This is a genomic window from Glutamicibacter sp. JC586, assembly GCF_009805585.1.
In the GTDB taxonomy this organism is placed as follows: Bacteria; Actinomycetota; Actinomycetes; order Actinomycetales; family Micrococcaceae; genus Glutamicibacter.
The window spans coordinates 1-15,403 of sequence record NZ_VHIN01000006.1; the positions used below are offsets into that span (position 1 = coordinate 1).

Sequence of the window (15,403 nt, forward strand, 5' to 3'; positions counted from 1 at the left end):
ACAACCACCATTTCTCAGTGACTGCTTCGCTCCGGAGCAACTTTTCTAGCCTACCATGCTTCGTGATCCAGTCAAAACTGGTCGAAACTCTTCGGTGAAAAGTGATTGGCTACCGGGTAAACAACTCGTATATTCCGTGTTGTTTCCGTTCCGGCAACAGATAAAAACTATACAGAGGTTTCCGTGATGTTACAAATCGAGGAGCCGCGTTCTAGGTCACATTCAAATTGCTGTTCTAGTCTGGGCACATGAATGACCTACAAAGACTGCTTGGCTACCGTGAACCAATCTTCAACGCCCCCATGGCAGGAGCCGCAGGTGGCGCTTTGGCCGCTGCGGTGTCTGCCGCCGGCGGAGTCGGAATGATCGGGGTATCGGGTTCGCCCCAAAAAACGTGGATCGAAGAACAGGTATCGCACGTTGCCGAGCTGGATACGCCCTGGGGCGTCGGATTCATGGCTTGGTCCCTAGAGCAGGATCTCGCGCCCTTGGAGAACTTCCTCGAATATTCGCCGGCGCTTGTATCCCTAAGCTTTGGCGACGTGACCCGCGGTGCTGCCCTAGCGCATGAGGCCGGGGTACTCACTGCCATGCAGGTAGGCAACGCCGCAGAGCTAGAACGGTCTATGCAGGACGACATCGACATCATCGTTGTTCGTGGCGGCGAAGGCGGCGGACACGGTCGCAATGAGGTAGGCACACTACCCCTACTGCAACTGGCCACCGCGCAACAAGTGAAACCGGTCGTTGCTGCCGGCGGTATCGGAACTGCTCACGGTATGGCTGCGGTGTTGGCTGCCGGCGCCCAGGCCGCGTGGGTAGGAACGCGATTTTTGTCCGCAACCGAGTCACTGGGTCACGAGAATTTCAAGAAGGCAGCCAGAGCGGCCGGGATGGATCAGACCGTCTACACCCGCGCTTTCGACATCGCCCAACAGCTTGCCTGGCCAGCAGAGTTTGGTGGTCGCGCGCTGCGCAATGAGTTCAGCGATGCGCATCAGGATTTGTCGTCCTGGGAAGCGACGTCGGACTTGCGCGAAGAGATGGTGCAAGCTCGCGCTCAGGCACGCGAACAGATAGCCCCGGTCTATGCCGGACAGGCAGTGGAATTTGTCCGAGCGGAAACTTCCGCGGCGCAGGTGGTGACCGAGCTGGCCGGCTTCCGCCAGATCCTGAGAGAAGCCGCCGGCCGGTTCAGCTAGGGGCAGGCCCTAATCGCCGATCGGCTGGTTATCAATCAGCCGCACCTTGCCTACCGTGGCAGCCACGAGGATCAGGCCCTGGCCGGTGAACGGGGTGTCCTGACAGTTGAAGGCCAGCTCTTCTAGGGTGTTGGGATCAACCACCGTGAAGTAGTCCAGCTCAACTAATGGTTCCATCTGGAACATGCCAACGGCATCCTCCACGTTCAGTGGCTCGTTGCGGGCGGCTCGATCGGCGATCAGGCTAATGGCACGGTGCAGTACCAGGGCCGCTTCCTTCTCTTCTGCGCTGAGCAGTGCGTTGCGGCTGGAGAGGGCCAAACCCTTCTCGCTGCGCACGATCGGCACCGATCGCAGCTGGACCGGGTAGTCCAGGTCGGCAACCATACGGCGAATCAGCACCACCTGCTGGGCATCCTTCTGACCAAAATACGCGCGGTATTGACCCTGACGCGGGTCGGCCAGATGCAACAGTTTGGCGACTACGGCCAGCATGCCATCAAAGTGACCGGGGCGTGAGGCGCCCTCATAGAGTTCGCCCATACGCCCGGAGCTCAGACGGATCAACGGTAGGCCCGCCTGGTAGACCTCAACAGGTGCTGGGGCAAAGATAATGTCGACCCCGGCCTGTGCTGCCAGTTGAACGTCCGCATCCAGTTGGCGCGGGTAGCGGGAGTAGTCGCCGGCGTCGTTGAACTGCAGTTCGTTGACGAAGATCGAGATGACCACCAGCTCGTTTTCTTCTCGAGCGACGCTAAAGAGGGAACCGTGGCCTTCATGCAGGGCGCCCATGGTGGGGACGAAGCCCAGGGACTCCGGGTTAGCTTCGGCAATAGCTGCCTTCAGCTCGGCACGGGTTTTGCAAATTTTTGGGGTTTTCACCCCTCTATTCTAGAACTCGCAACAGTTCCTCAAGGGTGCCCTGTGAGATTAGCCCCCGATCGGCCGCCCGCAAGGCAGTAGCACGCGACAGGGACCGGTAGGAATTGTTGGTTTCTGCAGGGTCCTGGGCAAGGGCCGTGAGGTGCGCGGACACGGTGCCGATGTCGCCTCGGGCCACCGGGCCGGTCAACGCCCCGGCGCCCGAACGCAGGGCGTTATCCAGGCTGGCACCCATCAGTGCGCGCAGGGTATTGGCCGGGTCTTCAACGCCGATGCGGCGCAAAATATCCGCGGACTGTGCGGTGATGGTATTGAGGTGATTAGCTGCATGGGCCAGGGCCGCGTGGTAGCTGGCACGGTCCGCCTCGGCGATCACTACCGGCTCGGCACGCATCTCTACCACCAGGGCTTGAGCGACTGGCAGCATGATTTCATCGGCGGTCACCGCAAATACGCAGTCGGTCAGTCGGGTCAGATCCATACTGGTGCCGGTAAAGGTCATCGCCGGGTGAATGGCCAGGCCAAACGCGCCAAGTTCTAGGGCCGGGGACAAGATCGAGGTTCCGTAGCGTCCAGCGGTGTGTGCGATCAGCTGCCCGGGCTGAATATGGCCGGCGGCGGCCAGCCCGGCCACAAGCTCGCCGAGCACATCATCGGGCACCGCAAAAAGTACTAGTTCGCTGCGGCGCAGAATCTCGGCAGGGTCCAATAGTTCAACGCCGGGCAGTAGCGCAGCGGCCCGATCTTGCGAGGCTTGGGACACCGCGTGGATGCCGGTGATTCGGTGACCGCTGGCGGCCAAGGCGGCAGCCAAAACGGTGCCGACTTTGCCGGCGGAGATGATGCCGATTCCTAAACGTGGTGCGTCCACTTCTACCTTCCAACCTGGCGCTTGGCTTGTGCCAGGGTAAATTCTGCTGCGATCTGCGCATCAACCTGGTGCAGGTATCCGATGATACTTCCGCCGGCGCAGTGCAGGCGAACCCCGGCCAATTCACGCCGTTGCTCCCATGGCCCCTGCCTAAACTCCGTGCCTTGGATGCGATGGTGCGGAACAAAATTGGCGGTGCGGGCCAACCAGCCGTAGCGGGAGATCACGGTGGACTGCGTGACCAAAAAGCCTTGGTGCTTCCACGCTCCCGGGGAGAGCAATTTTGCCCGGTCAGGCGAGGCGGTGAAGCCATAATCGGTACCCGTTTTCACCGCGGTGGCCAGGACCTCGCGCTGGTTGGGTACGCCCAGATCGGGCAATAAGATCCCCATAATGCGGGACAGGGACTCAAAGTCGCCGACCGGAAGCACCTGGAGGTTATCCAGGTCCTCGCTTTTGGTGCCCAGCACGTTCACTTCCACCTTGTACCAGCCCAGAAGTCGCCAGAGTAGCGGCGCGGTGACCGAGATGGCTTGGACCCGGCCGGCGGGGATGGAGTGCTGGCGGGTATCAGCCAGACCGTAGCTGATGCGCAGACCCGAATCGGTGGCGCTGGCGGTGAAGTTCCAACCCTGGTTCAGCTGCTTGTAAAAGTAGCTGCCAAAGGTCAGCAGGATCGGTAGCACACCGGCGATGATGCCGTTAATGCCGGTGAGCCACAAGATCACCATGGTTGCACAGCCCAGAGCGCCGATCACCACCGGAAGCTGAAGGAATAGCGAAGCCAGCAGCCGGCCTGCGGGAACCTTGGCCATCAGCGGTGCACTGCCTGCGTGTTGCTCGCCCAGCGGATTCAGGGTTGCGGGTTCTGCGGGCTGCTGGGCAGGATTTTCGACTGGCTGCTCGCCTTGGGCCCGTTGCAAAATGAGCTGGCGCAGATCGTGGGTGTCGGCCTTTTTCAGGAAGGATAGGCGCAGCACCGACTCGGAGGAATCGGCCACGTCGAAGCGCAGCTCGGCTAAACCAAGAAGCCTGGCCACCAGCGGTTGGGCGATGTCGATGGCCTGCACCTTATCGATCCGCGCCTGCTTCTGGCTACGAAAGAGCATGCCCGCGTTGACGTAGACGTGGGTGTCGGTGAGCTTGTAGCGAGTGAAGTACCAGGACAGGAAATAGAAGAAGAGCACCAGCAGTAGGGCTGCACCGGCAAGGACTACGGTCCAGAAAAGTCGTTGACCGGCGAAGCGTTCGGCGAAGGAGAGCTCGTCGGTGTTTTGCCAGTAGATCCAGAGCAGACCAACGATGGCTATCCAACCGTGCACAAAGGGGCTGGCGGGGTGGACCCGCTGCCAGTGGGCTACCTGGTTCACAGCATTTTCTCTTCGCCGGCAGCCACCAGACGTTCACGCAGTTCTTGGCCTTGGGCTTGAGGTAGGCCGTAGACGTGGGCGGTGGCCCCGGCGCCTGCGGTATTCAGCGTGAGCTGGCACAGGCCGTAGCGACGCTCCAGCGGACCGCTGTTGACCTCCACATATTGCATGCGACCGTAGGGGATGACCAGCTGTTTGCGCCACATCACCCCGGAGCGAACCACAAAGTCTTCTTCGCGTTCTAGATAGCCAAGTGCTAAAACTTGTCGGCGCAGGATGCGCAAAATCAGCAGGGCGATCACCACCACCAGTACCGGTGGGATGATCACCAGCCATAGCGGTGTGTCCACCGAGGCGACGAAGAGTATTCCCGGGACCAAACTGGCCAGAAAAATCAGTCCCCAGGTGATAGAAAAGGTGATGAGCTTGACTTTAAAGTAGGCGGGGTCCGCCGGGGTGAAACTATTCGGTGACCACGGATTCGTTGTTGTCATCGGTATCCTCCGGGGGTAGCTTGCATAGGTGCTGAACAATATAGCCGACGATCACCATCAAGATCCCGGCACCAGCTAAAACTAGGGCGCGGGTGAATGTGGGGCTTTGGCCATTGGCCAGCCACAGCGTCAACAGCGAAGGCACATGCCATCCGGTGATCACTGCGCCGGCATACGCCGAGGCTTGGGCCAAGACCAAGGTCCGAGCGGCAGCGATCGGCTCAAAATGGGCTTTACCCATTGAGGATCGTTTAACCCTGATGCCCAGAAAAAGAACCACCGCACACACCGCACCCAGGGAGAATAGCGCAGAGTAGTCCAGCACCGGGGCATAGCGGCCAGCGCTGGTAAATAAGCGCAAGGTCAGCCATCCCGCGGCGGCACCGATCACGGCACACAAGATAATCCAACGCAGCTTCAGCTTGCTCATAGCCGGATGATGTCCTTGGTATCAGCAGCTTGCGCGGCCAGGCGGGCGACGAGCTGTCCCCCAAGCACCGCGTCGGGATCCATCCAGCTCCACGGAGCCAACACAAAACCGCGGATAGCTGCCCGCGGATGCGGCAACGTCAAGCGTTCATCGTTCAAGCGCAGTTGGTCAAAGGTGATCAGGTCCAAATCCAGGGTGCGCGCTTCCCAACGTACCTCGCGGGTGCGGTGGTGTTTGGCTTCGATCTGCTGGCATAGATCCAGCAGTTCATGGGCGGATAACCGGGTGTGCACTTGAATGACTTGATTGGTGTAATCGGGCTGATCGGGTGGGCCACCGACCGGCTTGGTAATAGCCAACGGCGAAGTCTTGAGGATTTCCAGCTCTTCACCCAAGTCTTGGAGCGCCTGCGCCAAGGTGGCCTGCGGGTCACCCAGGTTGGCGCCCAGCGCAATGATCGCGGTGTGCTGCTTCTGCTTACGGGTTAGCGAGATGGTGACATCGGTGAAGGGCACCGGGATGGGGGCTTGTGGCTTATGCACCACCACGTCCACTTCAAGCACCGTAGGGTAGGCGGCGAGGATGGCGTCGGCGATTTCGCTGCCCAGCTTCTCGATCAGATCCCACGGTCCGGCCTGGATCTGCGCAACTACCAGTTCGCTGACCTCGCCGTAGTGCACGGTGTCCAGAACATTGTCGCTGGCCGCGGCGCGGGTGATGTCCACGTGCAGCACCACGTCGATAATGAACTTCTGCCCATCACGTTTTTCGTGGTCAAAAACCCCGTGATAGCCGGTGGCAGAAATGCCGTAAATGCTAATGCGATCCATAGGCCTTCACGACTTCGATGGCGTCACGGCTACCGATCACGTCATGAACGCGCACCGCCCAAACCTGATCTTTGGCGGCCAGTACGGTGGTGGCTATGGTGGCAGCATCGCGTTCCAACGGCTTACGGCTGGTGCCGGCCTCGGCGAGTAGTTCACCGAGGAAGCGCTTGCGGCTGGTGCCGATCAGCACCTGGTGTCCTAGCTCTTCAATGGCAGCGACGTTGGATAGTAGCGCCCAGTTGTGTTCCGCGTCTTTGGCGAAGCCCAACCCCGGATCGATGATGATCTTTTCCGGTGCAACACCCTTGGCCACAAACTCATCACGTAGGGTGCGCAGTTCGCTCACCACTTCGCGCACAACGTCTTGATAGTTGGCCTCGGCCACCATCGACTGCGCGGTGCCACGGCGGTGCATCAGCACATAGGGTACGCCGGTTTCTGCAATCAGCTCGGGCATGCCCGGCTCATAGGTCAGCCCGGAAACGTCGTTGATGATGTGCGCACCGGCCTCGATGGCTGCACGGGCGGTGGACACGTGCATGGTGTCCACCGAAATCACCGCTCCGGCCTTCACCAAAGCCCCGATCACCGGAATGATCCGTGACTGCTCCAGTTCCGGGTCAACATCCTTGGCTCCGGGGCGGGTGGACTCGCCACCCACATCGATAATGTCCGCGCCCGAGTACAACAGCTTCAGACCCTGATCGATGGCCGCATCGAGAGAAAGGTACGCTCCCCCGTCGGAGAAGGAGTCTTCGGTGACGTTTAGGATACCCATCACCAAGGTGCGGTCGGTGGGCAGATCCGCCATGGTCTTAACCTTGGACTTGCGGATCACGGGCAATGGACTGGTGTTCGGGCCGGTGCCCGGGATGGCTCCAAGGGACAAAGGATTTCCTACTTTCCGAGGATCAGGCTCATGGCTTCGGCACGGGTGGCGGTTTCCCGCAACTGTCCACGCACCGCACTGGTCACGGTCTTCGCTCCGGGTTTTTGCACCCCGCGCATCGACATGCACATGTGCTCACATTCGATGACAACGATCGCTCCAGCCGGGTTCAGGTGCTCCACGAGCGAATCTACGATCTGCGTGGTCAAACGTTCCTGAACCTGTGGGCGACGGGCGTAAACCTCGACTAGGCGGGCCAGTTTGGACAGGCCAGTGACCTTGCCGCCCTTGCCCGGGATGTAACCGATGTGCGCCGAACCGTAGAACGGCACTAGGTGATGCTCACAGGTCGAATAGAACGGGATGTCCTTAACCAGCACCATCTCGTCATGTTCGATGTCGAAGGTGGTGGACAGGTGGTCTGCCGCGTCCTGGTGTAAACCAGCGAAAAATTCCGCGTAGGCCTTGGCTACCCGCTTAGGGGTATCTACCAGGCCGTCGCGATCTGGATCTTCGCCAATGGCTTCCAGAATCTCGCGGACGGCTGCCGCGATCCGCGGCTGATCGATCTGTTGTTGTTCACTCACGTTTCGATCCTAGTCGGTCGAGGAAGCTGCGCGCTCCTTGGGGCTTAACACCGGGCCATCTGTGTGCACTGGGCGACCTTCATTGCTCAGCCACACATCACGGATTTCGCGCTTTTGCAGGTCGGCAAAGATCTCCGCGATTTCCTTCTGGTTCAGCGTCTCATGCTCCAGCAGGGCAAGGGCAAGACGGTCCAGCACGTGACGGTTTCGCATCAGGGCCTGGTAGGCGTCGTTGTGTGCCTGTTCGATCAGCTCACGCACTTCCTGGTCCACCAGGTGAGCCATTTCGTCCGAGTACTCTCGTGAGGCGGTACCCATCTGCTGTTCCGCGGCGGAACTAGCCAGGCGTACCGCGCCGACCTTTTCACTCATACCGTATTCGGTGACCATCTTGCGGGCGGTGTCGGTAGCTTTCTCGATATCATTCGAGGCTCCGGTGGAAGGATCGTGGAAGACGATTTCCTCTGCCACACGACCACCCATGGCGTAGGCCATTTGATCCAGCAGCTCGTTGCGGGTCACCGAGTACTTATCGGACTCTGGAACCACCATGGTGTAACCCAAGGCGCGACCACGAGGCAAGATCGTAATCTTGGTGACCGGTGCGGTCTGGTTCATCGCTGCAGCTACCAGGGCGTGTCCACCCTCGTGGTACGCGGTGACCTTACGTTCGTGCTCATCCATCAGACGGGTGCGCTTCTGCGGGCCAGCCATCACACGGTCAATTGCCTCATCCAGCGCGCGGTCGTCAATCAGGTTGGCGTTGGAGCGGGCGGTGAGCAGGGCAGCCTCGTTGAGCACGTTGGCCAAGTCGGCACCGGTGTAGCCTGGGGTCTTCTTGGCAACGGCGTTCAGATCCACGGTGGCATCCATTGGCTTGCCTTTAACGTGGACTTCCAGAATCTGCTCGCGGCCCTTCAGATCCGGCGCTTCTACCGGAATCTGACGGTCAAAACGACCCGGGCGCAGCAAGGCTGGGTCCAAGACATCGGGACGGTTGGTAGCCGCGATCAGGATGACGTTGGTGGTGGCGTCGAATCCGTCCATCTCCACCAGCAACTGGTTCAGTGTCTGCTCGCGCTCATCGTTACCGCCACCGATTCCGGCGCCACGGTGACGACCCACGGCGTCAATCTCATCAACAAAGATGATCGCAGGGGAATTGTTCTTGGCCTGCTCAAACAGGTCACGCACGCGGGAAGCACCGACACCGACGAACATTTCAACGAAGTCAGAACCGGAGATCGAGTAGAACGGCACCTGGGCTTCACCGGCAACAGCCTTGGCCAGCAGGGTCTTACCGGTACCTGGAGGACCGTAAAGCAGCACACCCTTAGGGATCTTTGCGCCCACTGCTTGGAACTTCGCTGGCTCCTGTAGGAATTCCTTGATTTCGTGGAGTTCTTCCACGGCCTCATCGGCACCGGCGACATCCTTGAAGGTCACCTGTGGCATGTCCTTGGTGATCAGTTTGGCCTTGGACTTGCCGAACTGCATGACCTTGGAGCCACCGCCCTGGGAGCGGGCGAGGATGAACCAGAAAATACCGGCAATCAGCAAGAACGGAACGATCACGCCGAGCATCGAGAGCAACCAGTTGCTTTCCACTGGCTGATCGGTGAACTTACCAGGCTCTGCCTTGTTGATGGCGTTCACTACCTGCTCGGCACGCGCGCTGGAGTAGTAGAAGCTCACCGATTTGCCCTTGTCTACGCCATCCACCTTGAGGGAATCACGCAGTTTCAGGTCGACTCGCTGGTCTCCATCAAACATTTTGGCTTCGGTGACGTTGCCGCTGGTTAGCTGCGACAAACCTACCGAGGTGTCTACCTTGGCAGAATTATTGCCAAAGACCATCGGCAAGAACAGTGCCACGGCGATCACGCCGAGCAAAACCCAAATGATCCAGCTGTTAAAAAGCTTCTTCGTTTTCATTGATCCGCGAGGCCCCGCGCCTCACGCATCCCCCTCACGCACTACTCAGGCGTCCGGGTCACGCCACCTTCGATACTTCTCAACGCCCTAATGGCGAAAAAAGTTCCCTACTCGTAGATATGCGGAGCCAAGGTGCCCACGCAGTCTAGGTTGCGGTACTTTTCCGCGAAGTCTAGGCCGTAGCCCACAACAAATTCATTAGGAATGTCCATGCCGACGTACTTCACATCGATCTCTACCTTGGCAGCCTCAGGCTTGCGCAGCAGGGTGCAGATTTCTACCGAGGCCGGGCCACGGGATTCAAGGTTGGACTTCAGCCAGGACAGGGTCAGGCCGGAGTCGATGATGTCTTCAACAATCAACACGTGCTTGCCCATCAGATCCGAGTCCAGGTCCTTGAGGATGCGTACCACGCCAGAGGACTGGGTTCCCGAACCGTAGGAGGACACTGCCATCCAATCCATGGTCAGGTGTGAGTTCAGAGCGCGAACCAGGTCAGCCATGATCATCACAGCGCCCTTGAGCACACCCACGACGAGAATGTCGCGACCCTCGTAATCCTTGTCGATCTGCGCGGCGAGCTCGGCCACGCGTTCCTGAATTTCTTCCTTGGTGTACAGAACATGCGCCAGATCGGCTTTGACTGCAGTGGAATCCACGAGGGTTCTCCTGATTCTAGAGGTGTGGTACTTACCTAGAGTGCCACATTTAGTGAACTGTTGTTGAGCCGGTATTCGTGAAAACGATCACCGAACGCTGCCTAAAGGCACTGATTTTTCCGTCCAGTTGCACCGGACCAGCAGATTTGGACTTCCCGACGCCGATTCCGGCCAGCGCGCAAAGGGCCTGTGTTCGCTCATGGCCCACATTTTTTGCGCCGGATTCGATGGCGGCTAGGCGTAACACTCGAGACGCTATCGCCACCGGTAGCTTGGCGAGTTCAAGAAGATTCAGTCCGTGCTCGTTCTTGGCTCGTTGTGCCCACAGATCCAACGCATCGGCATCGGCGGCAGCCAAGGAAGCTGTGCGAGCCAACGCTTCGGGTACATGCTCACCGAGTTCGGAATTCAAATAAGGCAAGATCCGATGCCTGATCAGGTTCCGGCGGTACCTGGTATCTGCGTTACTCGGATCTTCCCAATACTGAATCCCGGCGTCGTGGCAGATCTTTTCGGTCTGTGCTCGGGTCAACTCAAGTAACGGTCGACGGTAGGGACCGCGAGCAGGTGGTATCCCAGCTAAAGAGCGTGTACCCGAACCTCGCAGCAGACCTAGAAGAACCTGCTCGGCTTGATCATCGCGGGTATGCGCCAAGAGCAAGGTTTCAGTTTGGTGGTGGGCTAGCGCCCATTCGAACTGTTCGTACCGTGCCGCACGAGCCGAAGCTTCATCCCCAGCGGTGGATACCTTGCGAATCACCACCGGATCCAGTCCGAGCCCGCGACACCGCTCGGCTGCCTCGTGAGCAACCTGCGCACTATTCGGTTGCAAACCATGATCCACAATCACCGCGCCAAAAGCTGAAGGCAAAGACGAAGCCACGATGGCTAGAGCCATCGAATCCGCGCCGCCGGAGACCCCAATCAGGGTCAGCCCCGGCCCGCTTTCCTGGGCAATAGCGTTGCGGGCGTCATGAAAAGCTTGGTTCATCGGGTGCGAGCCAGCCAACGTTCTGGGTGGTCCAGTTCTTCGGCGTTGGGGAAGAGCTCGCGGGCAGTAAAGATCTCGTTGAATCCTTCGTAACCGATTTCATCAACAATGTGTCGCACAAACTTTGCTCCGCGCTTATATTGCAGAGCCTTTTCATCCATGCCCAAGAGCTTGCCTAACAACGTGGCCCACACTGAACGATTCTCGCCTCGCGCCTCGAAACGACGACGGATGGTCTTGATGCTGCGGATGGAGGTGACATCGTTCATCACCACCATGGCGTGACCTTCAAGTACCGACATGATGCTAGTCAGCTCGCTGACCTCTGACTTCATTGATTTGAGTCGCTCACCAATTTGGCTGACAGAATTTTGACCATCCATGGGCTCAAAGGCCTGAGCAAGGATAGATTTCATCACTTCAGGAATCCACGGCGCTTGCTCAAACTGCAGTCGGTGCGTCTGCTCATGGGTAGCTATCCACAGATAAAAATCTCTGGCATTTAGATTCAGCTCGCCGCGGATCTGTGTAATGGTTGGAGCGTTGAGTAGCAAACGAGGGCCAACAAATGGGTCAAATTGGCCAAGTACGCGGGTACCCAAGACTGAGAGTACCGCCCCGAGCTCGGCACCTGCTACAGCTGGCACCACGGCCGGGACATCCAACTCGGCAGGAAGCATCGCTGCGAAGTTTTGGCTTACCGCCTTAGCCCAACCGGCGCGGTCCACGACCAACGTCTGTGAAGGTGCGCTGGAGACAAGTTTGGAGATCTTCTCGGCTTCTACCAGTCCCTCACCCGCGGCAATCCGTAGTTCCTCAACGATGCGTGCGGCATCCTGTTTGATAATTTTGGGGCCGGCAGGCATCAGAGTTTTAGCGGCGCTGGCCGCAAGTTTCCAATCAACAAGTTGCTTCATGTGCTTTTCCTGCTCCTTCAGCTCTGGCAGCCACAACCGCGGATAGCGGCGACGGCTGAGTCGATGGTCGGCTTATGAGGTGCGAGTGTTCCGTTGGATTGGTGGGCAAAAATTGAGAAGACGAGTAGTCGCCCGTCTTGGGTGGTAGTCATTCCGGTAAGTGTTGCGACCCCAGTCAATGAACCGGTCTTGGCATGAACCAATCCCAGCGTAGTGTCCTGTCCCAAACGTTGCATCAAGGTTCCGCTGTATCCGGCAACCGGCAACGAATACAACAGTTCGCGAAGTTCTGGTTTTGGGCTGGTTGCCGCGGCACGTAGTACTGCGGTCAACGTAGCTGGGGAAACCTTATTCCCTGCCGCGAGTCCACTAGTATCGAGCAGTTCGGCACCTTCGGCGCCATGTTCCGCTGCAACGTCGGCTACTGCTTGGCCGTTTTGCGCTGGTTCGATTCCGCGCTTGATCGCGACTAGACGACCCATGCTTTCGGCAATGTAGTTATCCGAGACCAAGAGCATGTGCTTAATAATCTGTCGCAGTGGAGCTGACTTCACTTCAGCAATCTGTTCACCACCGTCGTGCGTTCCGCGACCGCCCTCGTTAACTTTGATCGATGCGCCAAGAGCTTTGGCAAAAACTTTGCGCACTTGTTCTGCGGCATCTGACTGATACGGCGTATCGGTACTAAAACCTGCGCGCCCGGCGTAATGCGCAATCGGGTACACCTGCGCAATGTTGTTAGAGGTGAACAACGACTTATCCCACGCCGAATTATTGTGGGCATCGCCGAACAGAGAGTCGTCAAGCCACAGTGAGACTTCACTGATCCCACGGGATTTGAGTTCTTTTGCAGTCTGTTCTGCCAGAGTTGCTAATCCGGCGTAACCCTTGGCTTGGCTTGGGTCAGATTTGCCGTCACCCAGAAGAACATCTCCCCCGCCTCGTAAGACGAGAGTATTGCCGTCTAGGAATACGGAAGTAGATAGCTGGCTGTCGCCGCCCAAGGTGTCTAGCGCGGCCAGTGCAGTCATGACCTTCAGGCTGGAAGCCGGTGCGCCCTTGGCATCAGCGTTTCGGTCATAAAGAACTTTTTGGCTGGCAACGTCAACGACTTGCGCATTGAACTTAGTACCGTCTGACTTGTCGGCCAGGATCTTATCTAGTTGTGCGGTGAGCGCTGCAGGATCTGGTTCAGGGGCGTTTGAATCAAGGTCCGAGACGGTCACCGGCTCTTGCTCAGCGCTTTGAGCACTCGCTGGCGTATAAAACGCTTCGGGTTCTCCAGTAAAAAATCGAGGGGCCAAAACCATGGCCACAACCATGACAATTACGGCCAGCACGGCCACCCCCAGCGTAATCGCGCGTCGGGCGGCAGTGTTCATATGGTTACATTCCTCTCGAAGTTTTATCGAAGGTGCCCTTCGGGGCGATACCCTTATATTCGGATAACCCTAAGACTAGTTTAGGAGCGTGCTTTTCATGAGCCATGACGTGACCATCGAGATCCCTACCGGATCACGCGTCAAGTACGAGATCGACCACGAGACCCACCGCCTGCGTTTGGATCGCGTGCTGTTCACCTCGATGCAGTACCCAACCCACTACGGCTACTTCGACGATACTCTGGGCGAAGATGGCGATCCTCTGGACGCCATGGTCTTCATCCCAGGCGTAGACCTGATCCCAGGTGTTGTTGTTGAAGCTCGCCCAATTGGCGTCTTCAACATGACCGACGATGGCGGCGGAGATGCCAAGTTGCTGTGTGTTCCTACCGACAAGCGCTTTGACCACATCAAGGAGCTTGAGGACATCGACGAATGGTTGATCAAGGAGATCGAGCACTTCTTCACCCGCTACAAGGACCTAGAACCAGGCAAGTGGGTTAAGGCTGAGGGCTGGGAAGGCCGCGAGGCTGCCGAGGCCGAGCTGGCTCGCTCCATCGAGCGTTTCAAGGCCTAGTCTCCAAGACTTGAGCTGACAATGGCGGTGACCCCCCTGCGGGTCACCGCCATTGTCAGCTTTCGGGGTCTTCCTGGAAGACCCGGACTTCCCACGCATTGAGCATGACCGGCGCAAGAACCGTTTCTAGGCTTCGGGAAGCAATCCGCTCAGGACATCTTCTTGGGGCGTGACTTCCAAGGTCTGGACATCCTTGAGCCTGCGTTCCACGGCCCGCGTGCGCGTACCGGCATCACGAACTGTGTTCTGCGCGGTGGCCAGTTGCTTGCCCAGCTTGTCCCAGACGTCCCCGTATTTGCGGAATTCTTCCTTGGCAGCGGAGAGCACCTGCCATACTTCGCTGCTGCGCTTCTCGATGGCCAGGGTGCGGAAGCCCATCTGCAGCGAGTTGAGCAGACTCATCAGGGTTGTTGGACCGGTGACGAGCACCCGATGCTCTGTTTGCAGTTTGCTGGCCAGGCCGGGGCTGCGCACGACTTCGGCGAAGAGCCCTTCGGTGGGCAGGTACATGATCGCGAAATCGGTGCTGTAGGGCGGGGCGATATATTTGCTGGAGATCAGTTTGGCCTGCTCGATAATCGCGCGGTCCAGGGCCTTGGCCGCTGCGTCAATGGCAGCCTTTTCCCCGGATTCCTGGGCATCGAGCAGGCGCTCATAATCTTCTTGCGGGAGCTTGGAGTCGATAGGCAGGTAGATGGTGCCGGCCTCGCGTCCGGGCAAGATCACCGCGAATTCCACCACTTCGCGGCTTCCCGGAACGACTACAACATTCTGCTCGTATTGATCAGCGGTGAGGATGTCTTCCAACTGGCGCGAGAGCTGCACTTCGCCCCAGGAGCCGCGGCTTTTCACATTGGTAAGCACGCGCTTGAGCCCGCCGACATCCTGGGCCAGCGATTGCATTTCTCCCAATCCCTGCTGGACCATTTCCAGGCGCTTGCTGACCAACTCGAATGATTCGCCCAAGCGCTTCTCGAGGGTTCCCTGCAACTTCTCGTCCACGGTTTCGCGCATCTTTTCCAGCTTTGCTTCATTGCCCGCGCGCAGCTTTTCCATTTCCTGCTGCAGCAGATGCTGGATCTGGATGTGCCGGTTGGCATTGGATTCGCTCATGGCGCTGAGCTTCGCATCAATCTCGGAGCGCACTTCTCCCATGCCCTGGCGCAGTTCATTGCGCTGGGTTCCCAGCTCCTGCCGAAGCTCTGAATTGGCGGACCGCACCGACTCCCGGATCTGGCCAGCATCATTGCCCTGGGTGCGTCGAATCAGCAGCAAAGCAATACATGCCGTTGCGAGAATATTGAGGATGACGAGGATTAAAACCGCGATAACCATGAGCACCTATCCAGTGGCTTTCAATTGGACCTATACCCAAGCTCTATCAACA

Annotated in this window: 16 protein-coding genes; 2 read left to right on the forward strand and 14 right to left on the reverse strand. The window is 58.5% G+C overall.

The features are described 5' to 3' along the window. The first annotated feature begins 248 nt into the window (after window positions 1-248). The gene (locus tag FJV47_RS05925; RefSeq protein WP_159611000.1) at window positions 249-1,202 is read left to right on the forward strand and encodes a nitronate monooxygenase family protein; all 954 of its coding nucleotides are present in this window, start codon (window positions 249-251) and stop codon (window positions 1,200-1,202) included. A 9-nt stretch (window positions 1,203-1,211) separates the two neighbouring features. On the opposite strand, the gene panC is transcribed toward FJV47_RS05925, so the two are convergent. From panC to dacB, 13 genes are all read right to left on the reverse strand, one after another. Next, complete coding sequence (panC, locus tag FJV47_RS05930) at window positions 1,212-2,084, reverse strand: pantoate--beta-alanine ligase (protein WP_159611002.1); 873 nt, start codon at window positions 2,082-2,084, stop codon at window positions 1,212-1,214. A 4-nt stretch (window positions 2,085-2,088) separates the two neighbouring features. After that, window positions 2,089-2,955: a Rossmann-like and DUF2520 domain-containing protein gene (locus tag FJV47_RS05935; RefSeq protein ID WP_159611004.1), complete on the reverse strand. Its 867-nt coding sequence runs from the start codon at window positions 2,953-2,955 to the stop codon at window positions 2,089-2,091. Window positions 2,956-2,957: 2 nt separating this feature from the next. Next, on the reverse strand, window positions 2,958-4,325 hold the full coding sequence (locus tag FJV47_RS05940) for a PH domain-containing protein (protein ID WP_159611006.1): 1,368 nt from the start codon (window positions 4,323-4,325) through the stop codon (window positions 2,958-2,960). Then, window positions 4,322-4,819, reverse strand: a complete 498-nt coding sequence (locus FJV47_RS05945; protein ID WP_159611008.1) for a PH domain-containing protein — start codon at window positions 4,817-4,819, stop codon at window positions 4,322-4,324. The genes FJV47_RS05940 and FJV47_RS05945 overlap by 4 nt, the downstream gene beginning before the upstream one ends. Beyond that, window positions 4,788-5,249, reverse strand: a complete 462-nt coding sequence (locus tag FJV47_RS05950; RefSeq protein ID WP_159611010.1) for a DUF3180 domain-containing protein — start codon at window positions 5,247-5,249, stop codon at window positions 4,788-4,790. The genes FJV47_RS05945 and FJV47_RS05950 overlap by 32 nt, the downstream gene beginning before the upstream one ends. After that, window positions 5,246-6,079 (reverse strand): 2-amino-4-hydroxy-6-hydroxymethyldihydropteridine diphosphokinase, encoded by an 834-nt coding sequence (folK, locus tag FJV47_RS05955; RefSeq protein ID WP_159611012.1) that lies wholly within the window; start codon window positions 6,077-6,079, stop codon window positions 5,246-5,248. Before folK ends, FJV47_RS05950 begins: the two co-directional genes overlap by 4 nt. Continuing rightward, the gene (gene folP, locus FJV47_RS05960; protein ID WP_159611014.1) at window positions 6,066-6,968 is read right to left on the reverse strand and encodes a dihydropteroate synthase; all 903 of its coding nucleotides are present in this window, start codon (window positions 6,966-6,968) and stop codon (window positions 6,066-6,068) included. Before folP ends, folK begins: the two co-directional genes overlap by 14 nt. 8 nt (window positions 6,969-6,976) lie before the next feature. Then, window positions 6,977-7,555, reverse strand: a complete 579-nt coding sequence (folE, locus tag FJV47_RS05965; protein ID WP_159611016.1) for a GTP cyclohydrolase I FolE — start codon at window positions 7,553-7,555, stop codon at window positions 6,977-6,979. A gap of 9 nt (window positions 7,556-7,564) precedes the next feature. Further along, window positions 7,565-9,490: an ATP-dependent zinc metalloprotease FtsH gene (gene ftsH, locus FJV47_RS05970; RefSeq protein ID WP_159611018.1), complete on the reverse strand. Its 1,926-nt coding sequence runs from the start codon at window positions 9,488-9,490 to the stop codon at window positions 7,565-7,567. Window positions 9,491-9,597: 107 nt separating this feature from the next. Then, the gene (gene hpt, locus FJV47_RS05975) at window positions 9,598-10,149 is read right to left on the reverse strand and encodes a hypoxanthine phosphoribosyltransferase (protein WP_159611020.1); all 552 of its coding nucleotides are present in this window, start codon (window positions 10,147-10,149) and stop codon (window positions 9,598-9,600) included. 49 nt (window positions 10,150-10,198) lie between these two features. Then, on the reverse strand, window positions 10,199-11,140 hold the full coding sequence (gene tilS, locus FJV47_RS05980) for a tRNA lysidine(34) synthetase TilS (protein ID WP_235026368.1): 942 nt from the start codon (window positions 11,138-11,140) through the stop codon (window positions 10,199-10,201). Continuing rightward, window positions 11,137-12,057, reverse strand: coding sequence for a zinc-dependent metalloprotease (locus FJV47_RS05985; RefSeq protein WP_159611022.1), 921 nt, complete (start codon window positions 12,055-12,057; stop codon window positions 11,137-11,139). Before FJV47_RS05985 ends, tilS begins: the two co-directional genes overlap by 4 nt. Before the next feature lie 17 nt (window positions 12,058-12,074). After that, window positions 12,075-13,439, reverse strand: a complete 1,365-nt coding sequence (gene dacB / locus FJV47_RS05990) for a D-alanyl-D-alanine carboxypeptidase/D-alanyl-D-alanine-endopeptidase (RefSeq protein WP_159611024.1) — start codon at window positions 13,437-13,439, stop codon at window positions 12,075-12,077. Window positions 13,440-13,536: 97 nt separating this feature from the next. Here dacB and FJV47_RS05995 point away from each other — a divergent pair, with 97 nt between their 5' ends. Beyond that, on the forward strand, window positions 13,537-14,016 hold the full coding sequence (locus FJV47_RS05995) for an inorganic diphosphatase (protein WP_159611026.1): 480 nt from the start codon (window positions 13,537-13,539) through the stop codon (window positions 14,014-14,016). Between the two features lie 126 nt (window positions 14,017-14,142). Here the strand turns inward: FJV47_RS05995 and FJV47_RS06000 are convergent, their stop codons facing one another. Further along, complete coding sequence (locus FJV47_RS06000) at window positions 14,143-15,351, reverse strand: DNA recombination protein RmuC (protein ID WP_159611028.1); 1,209 nt, start codon at window positions 15,349-15,351, stop codon at window positions 14,143-14,145. Window positions 15,352-15,403 lie beyond the last annotated feature (52 nt).

Coding starts and splice junctions, on each gene's coding strand:
- folK (WP_159611012.1), bottom strand. CDS start 6,079: ATGGATCGCATTAGCATTTACGGCATTTCTGCCACCGGCTATCACGGG.
- FJV47_RS05945 (WP_159611008.1), bottom strand. CDS start 4,819: ATGACAACAACGAATCCGTGGTCACCGAATAGTTTCACCCCGGCGGAC.
- dacB (WP_159611024.1), bottom strand. CDS start 13,439: ATGAACACTGCCGCCCGACGCGCGATTACGCTGGGGGTGGCCGTGCTG.
- FJV47_RS06000 (WP_159611028.1), bottom strand. CDS start 15,351: ATGGTTATCGCGGTTTTAATCCTCGTCATCCTCAATATTCTCGCAACG.
- FJV47_RS05985 (WP_159611022.1), bottom strand. CDS start 12,057: ATGAAGCAACTTGTTGATTGGAAACTTGCGGCCAGCGCCGCTAAAACT.
- tilS (WP_235026368.1), bottom strand. CDS start 11,140: ATGAACCAAGCTTTTCATGACGCCCGCAACGCTATTGCCCAGGAAAGC.
- FJV47_RS05925 (WP_159611000.1), top strand. CDS start 249: ATGAATGACCTACAAAGACTGCTTGGCTACCGTGAACCAATCTTCAAC.
- ftsH (WP_159611018.1), bottom strand. CDS start 9,490: ATGAAAACGAAGAAGCTTTTTAACAGCTGGATCATTTGGGTTTTGCTC.
- FJV47_RS05995 (WP_159611026.1), top strand. CDS start 13,537: ATGAGCCATGACGTGACCATCGAGATCCCTACCGGATCACGCGTCAAG.
- FJV47_RS05950 (WP_159611010.1), bottom strand. CDS start 5,249: ATGAGCAAGCTGAAGCTGCGTTGGATTATCTTGTGTGCCGTGATCGGT.